The sequence below is a fragment of the Bathymodiolus azoricus thioautotrophic gill symbiont genome (assembly GCF_001298715.1).
Taxonomy (GTDB): Bacteria; Pseudomonadota; Gammaproteobacteria; order PS1; family Pseudothioglobaceae; genus Thiodubiliella.
This window is the reverse complement of record NZ_CDSC02000262.1, coordinates 1-4,867: the sequence shown is the minus strand read 5'-3', so window position 1 is coordinate 4,867 and position 4,867 is coordinate 1. Positions and strand designations below refer to the sequence as shown.

Genomic DNA, 4,867 nt, shown 5'->3' with positions numbered 1-4,867 from the left:
AATTCACCTAATCATATTTTGGTTGTTTTCAATTATATTGCCCGTTGCCAGCCACTCAAATGATACATTTAAAAATTTTGCCAATCGTGCAAGTGTAATGCCCCAAAAAACCAAACTATTCTATCAAACTTTAGGTTTTGATTGGGTTTATTTTACCGCTAAAAAGGAGGCAAAGTTAAGGCACTGAAAGTGATGAAAACTTTGAGAAAATCCCGCATTTTTAAATCGTGCAAAATGCGTTTGTTGACTATCAGTAATCAACACATTTTCAATGGCTTGACGTTTGCTGGCAATTTCTAATTCGCTGTATCCATTGGCACGCTTAAAATCTAAGTGTAGTTTGGTTATCTCATCTTGTTTTTGCTTATCGTCAAAATGAATTTTTTCCGATACAATCAATGCACCGCCTTTGTTTAACCCTTGATAAATAGTGTTAATAAATGTCTGCCTTTGTTTAGGTTTGATAAATTGCAAGGTGAGATTAAGAACAACGATAGATGCATTTTTAATATGTATATCTTCAATATTATTGCAAATAGTTTTAAAGTTTGATAATTCACCTGCAAGATTGGTTTCACATTTTTTTATCATATCCAGAGAATTGTCAACCGCAATAATTTGATTATTATTGTGATTATTGTTTAAACCTAATACTAGAGAAATCGCACCTGTTGACGCACCAAGGTCGTAATAATTGCTGTTGTCTTGTCCATAAGTTTTAACCATCAATCCAACCATTTCAATCATGGATTGATAACCAGGCACTGAGCGTCTAACCATGTTGTCAAATACATTAGCAACACTTTCATCAAAAGTAAAATCAACCAAATCTGTCTTTTTTTGAAAGAGCTTGTCACGCATAAAGGTTCTCCAAAAAGAACTCGCTAACCAATAATTTGGTTTGACCAATGGTAAAGGTTGAGCGCCTTCCCCAAAGATTATCTGCGTGTGTTATTTGCATCTCACCACGCACGATGCTACCATCGTTAAATAAAATTTCGCCCAATGGTTTACCACCAATAGTGCGTAAATCTTTGGTGTCATTGGTAATCGGTATGATTGAGCGTGCAAAAATCATCACCTGTTGATTGCCTAATAATTCTACTTCACGAATAATGCAATCGTCTCGGGTGTCAACCAAATCAGCTTCATTTTTGTGGGCTTTCCCCTGTGTTTGTGACAGCACATTGACAGCAAAATCCTCAAATTCTTGTTTGAGTTTGTGCGTCAGTGATTGATTATCAATCAGCCATGGTTCTAACGCTTTAGGTATTGTCATTTGCGCGTCTAAGTTTATCCAAAGAAGGTTTTTAATATTCATAAATGGCATTTTACTATGTACTGGCGTATTGGGATTTGTCGTGGGTAATCCATCGTTGGATTAGTGCTTGTTGTTTTTCTTCATTTTCATTGATAAATTTATCACAATAAAAATGCACCTGCTTGAGAAGGTACCCATCACGCACGATATTAGCAATTTTCATATTGGCAATACCTGTTTGTTGCGTACCAAGAATCTCGCCAGGACCCCGTAATTCTAAATCTTTGTTGGCAATCGCAAAGCCGTCATTGGTTTGTCTTAGAATATTAAGTCGTTCTTTCGCAGTGCTACTAAGTGGTGCTTGATACATAAGTATACAAATACTTTTCTCGTTGCCACGACCTACACGCCCGCGTAATTGATGTAATTGCGCCAAACCTAATCGTTCTGAATTTTCAATCACCATGAGTGATGCATTTGGCACATTAACACCCACTTCGATTACCGTTGTTGCCACCAATACATTAACCTCGCCGCACGCAAATTGTTGCATAATGGTGATTTTTTCATCTTTGTTCATTTTTCCATGAATGAGCACAACAGACTGATTTGGCAGATTTTGTTGTAAATAATGATGTGTATTGATAGCAGATTCAGCGCGTAAGGCTTCAGATTCTTCAATCAAAGTACACACCCAATACACCTGATTGTTTGCATTACACACCTGTTTAATTTTTTCAATCACTTCATTTTTGCGCTCATTGCTTAGTGCAATGGTCTGTACAGGCATTCTACCAGGGGGTAATTCGTCAATAATTGACGAGTCTAAATCTGCGTAAGCGCTCATTGTCAGTGAGCGTGGAATAGGAGTGGCAGTCATGACCAATTGGTGCGGGGTATTGTGCGCTTTTTGCACCAAAGACAGGCGTTGATGCACGCCAAACTTATGTTGTTCATCAATAATAACGAATCCGAGTTTGTCAAAGGTAATGCTTTGTTGGAATAAAGCATGCGTGCCAATGACTATCTGTGCTTGACCCGATTGTATTTTTTTTGTTTGCTCTGCTCTTGTTTGGGTGTTCTGTGAACCTGCTAGAAATGCAATTTCAACATTCAAAGGATTTAAATAATTGGAAAAACTTTGTAGGTGCTGTGATGCCAAAATCTCAGTTGGTGCCATAATTGCCGCTTGAAAACCATTCTCAACCGCTTGCAAACAAGCGAAAACCGCAACGATGGTTTTGCCAGAGCCAACATCACCTTGTAACAGCCTTAACATCGGATGATTGGACGACAAATCTGCATTAATATCAGCAATACTGCGCTGTTGAGCACTGGTTAATGCAAAACCTAAATTCTTATGCAATTGATTTGATAAGTTGTCTTTAATCTTAAATATATTGGTTGTTTTATTTTTGCGTTGTTTTTTTAATTGTAGCAAACTGAGTTGTTGCGCGCACAATTCTTCAATAATCAATCGTTGTTGTGCAATGTGTTTAAATGTTTCAATTTGCTCTATATTTTCATCTTCTTTTGGATGGTGTAATATTTCTAACGCCTGTTTTAATGATGGCATAGAATGATTTGATAATGACTCAAAATTATCCCTGAGTGGCGAGTTTTTTAGCACATCCATCGCAGTATTCACCCATTTTTTCATTTGTGTTTGGGCAATATTGCCAGTCAATGGATAAATCGGGCTTAAGGTTTTTTCTAATAAAGTGTTTTGCCCTTTAGAGATCAGCCGATATTCAGGGTGGTACATTTCCAAACCATCTTTGCCGATTTTTATCTCGCCAAAACATTGGATAATATCACCACGCACCAGTTGTTGTTTTTGATATTGATTGAAATGGAAAAATCGTAATAATAAGTGTCGATTATTCTCATCAATGAGATAACACAATAGCTGACGATTTTTAGTACGGGAACTTGTTGGTGGAGTTTCAATACTTTTAATAGTGAGTTGCACCAAAATCTCATCACCTACGCGCGCCTTATTTAATGAGGTAATAGATATTTTATTTTGATATCGATGTGGCAAATGAAATAACAAATGTTCCAAATTATAGACACCACAAGCATTTAATTTTTCTTGTGCTTTTGGACCTAATCCATTGATTGAAATAATTGAATCAGATAACGCCATTATTATTAGACCTGCTCTATTTATTCAGGATCGGCTTCTTTGACCAAAACACCATCCATTTCTACTTGCGCACCTCGTGGTAATTCTTTAATGCCAAGGGCTGCACGCGCAGGATAAGGCTGAGAAAAATATTGTGCCATAATCTCATTTACTGTTGGGAAATGGCTCAAATCCGTTAAAAAGATATTGAGTTTTACAATATTATTCAAATCACCACCTGCTGCTTCACATACAGCACTCAAGTTCTTAAACACTTGGTGAATTTGCTCGTTAATACCGTCTCCAACTATTTCCATGGTTTCAGGCACTAAAGGAATTTGCCCTGATAGATAAACTGTTATGCCACCGGTTACTGCCACTGCTTGAGAGTAAGTGCCGATCGCCTCAGGTGCTTTGTTGGTTGAAATAATATTTTTTTGCATAAGTAATTCCCAGGTAATAATATTATTAAATTTTACTTCATCTTGTCATTCACTTGAAAATAAAAAAATCTGCTTTTAAGACTGCACAAATAGAAAAGGGTCATGACAAGGTCAAATAAACTTCTTTCTGTAAATTGCCATCTATTCCATCGATTTCTCGTTCATTAAAAAAACCTACCCGTTATTATTGTCCAAAGACAAATAAGCCTTAGAGCTTTGCCACTGCTCTGAGACTTCCATCACCACGGCCGTAACCAGCCTCAAACAAGAATCCTCATTAGCAAATATTTTAGCCACTTTTGTTCGCTGTTTAACACTTTTGATTAAGTCGCTCAATCATATTGCTTGTTCTTAGTCTCTTCCTGTTAAATTCACACAAATCCAAGCCAAACATTGTTAAGCCTTCAGGGATATTATCCTCAGCCCACTGGGTGAGCTTTGGCATACTGTCTTGATATTTATCAATCAACAAATCCAATTGTCTTTTAGCCTCATTAGCACTCGGTGCATTAAAGACTGCGCGTATGTCTGCTACTACAGCCCTCTTCTTGCTTTGCTTGGTGACATAGACTTGAGCATTTTGTTGAAGAGGGAACTAACAGCGTTGCCAAGCAACAACCTGGCGTGATGGCTTTTCTAGCAACTTTAATGCCACTGTGAGCATCACTGATGATGAGTTTAGTGCCATGCATGCCACGCTTTTGTAAATCACCTAGAAACTCACGTCAATAGACCTCTGTCTCACTCAAACTCACCTGAACGCCAAGTACTTCACGCTTGCCTTTGTCATCAATACCGAGTGCAATTAACACGGCACAGTCTCTAACTAAATTATCAATCCTAACTTGTTCGTAGCGAGCATCAACCATCAACTATTCAATTTTACCCAATGGGCGCTCTCGCCAAGCATTTAAAGCGCTATCTAATTTTTTAGCAGCATTAGATACCATTTGCGAGGAGACACTGGTACCACACATTGATTCAATGATTTTACTCACTCTTCGAGTACTCACACCATTGACATACATTTCACTT

7 protein-coding genes and 1 pseudogene are annotated in these 4,867 nt (G+C 37.6%); all 8 read right to left on the bottom strand.

Translation table 11 applies throughout. From position 1 onward, the window contains the following. Positions 1-147 precede the first annotated feature (147 nt). Positions 148-861 (bottom strand): carboxy-S-adenosyl-L-methionine synthase CmoA, encoded by a 714-nt coding sequence (gene cmoA / locus BAZSYMA_RS05030; RefSeq protein ID WP_090716289.1) that lies wholly within the window; start codon positions 859-861, stop codon positions 148-150. Next, positions 854-1,321 carry a chorismate--pyruvate lyase family protein gene (locus BAZSYMA_RS05025; protein ID WP_090716291.1) on the bottom strand — a complete coding sequence of 156 codons (468 nt, stop codon included), beginning with the start codon at positions 1,319-1,321 and terminating at the stop codon, positions 854-856. The genes cmoA and BAZSYMA_RS05025 overlap by 8 nt, the downstream gene beginning before the upstream one ends. Before the next feature lie 13 nt (positions 1,322-1,334). Further along, positions 1,335-3,413, bottom strand: coding sequence for an ATP-dependent DNA helicase RecG (recG, locus tag BAZSYMA_RS05020; protein WP_090716286.1), 2,079 nt, complete (start codon positions 3,411-3,413; stop codon positions 1,335-1,337). A 17-nt stretch (positions 3,414-3,430) separates the two neighbouring features. After that, a complete protein-coding gene (locus BAZSYMA_RS05015; RefSeq protein ID WP_090716284.1) occupies positions 3,431-3,832 on the bottom strand; it encodes a RidA family protein in 402 nt (133 codons plus the stop codon). A gap of 174 nt (positions 3,833-4,006) precedes the next feature. Beyond that, positions 4,007-4,129: a hypothetical protein gene (locus BAZSYMA_RS10545; RefSeq protein ID WP_195910106.1), complete on the bottom strand. Its 123-nt coding sequence runs from the start codon at positions 4,127-4,129 to the stop codon at positions 4,007-4,009. A gap of 13 nt (positions 4,130-4,142) precedes the next feature. Continuing rightward, positions 4,143-4,358 carry a transposase gene (locus tag BAZSYMA_RS10540; protein ID WP_090716282.1) on the bottom strand — a complete coding sequence of 72 codons (216 nt, stop codon included), beginning with the start codon at positions 4,356-4,358 and terminating at the stop codon, positions 4,143-4,145. Next, a complete protein-coding gene (locus tag BAZSYMA_RS10675) occupies positions 4,342-4,524 on the bottom strand; it encodes a hypothetical protein (protein ID WP_143243109.1) in 183 nt (60 codons plus the stop codon). Before BAZSYMA_RS10675 ends, BAZSYMA_RS10540 begins: the two co-directional genes overlap by 17 nt. A gap of 33 nt (positions 4,525-4,557) precedes the next feature. Continuing rightward, a pseudogene (locus BAZSYMA_RS10670) lies at positions 4,558-4,860 on the bottom strand (transposase). Between the last annotated feature and the right edge of the window lie 7 nt (positions 4,861-4,867).

Excerpts from the sequence above, each read along its gene's own strand:
- cmoA (WP_090716289.1), bottom strand. The coding sequence starts at position 861 with ATGCGTGACAAGCTCTTTCAAAAAAAGACAGATTTGGTTGATTTTACT.
- BAZSYMA_RS05025 (WP_090716291.1), bottom strand. The coding sequence starts at position 1,321 with ATGAATATTAAAAACCTTCTTTGGATAAACTTAGACGCGCAAATGACA.
- BAZSYMA_RS05015 (WP_090716284.1), bottom strand. The coding sequence starts at position 3,832 with ATGCAAAAAAATATTATTTCAACCAACAAAGCACCTGAGGCGATCGGC.
- BAZSYMA_RS10675 (WP_143243109.1), bottom strand. The coding sequence starts at position 4,524 with ATGCATGGCACTAAACTCATCATCAGTGATGCTCACAGTGGCATTAAA.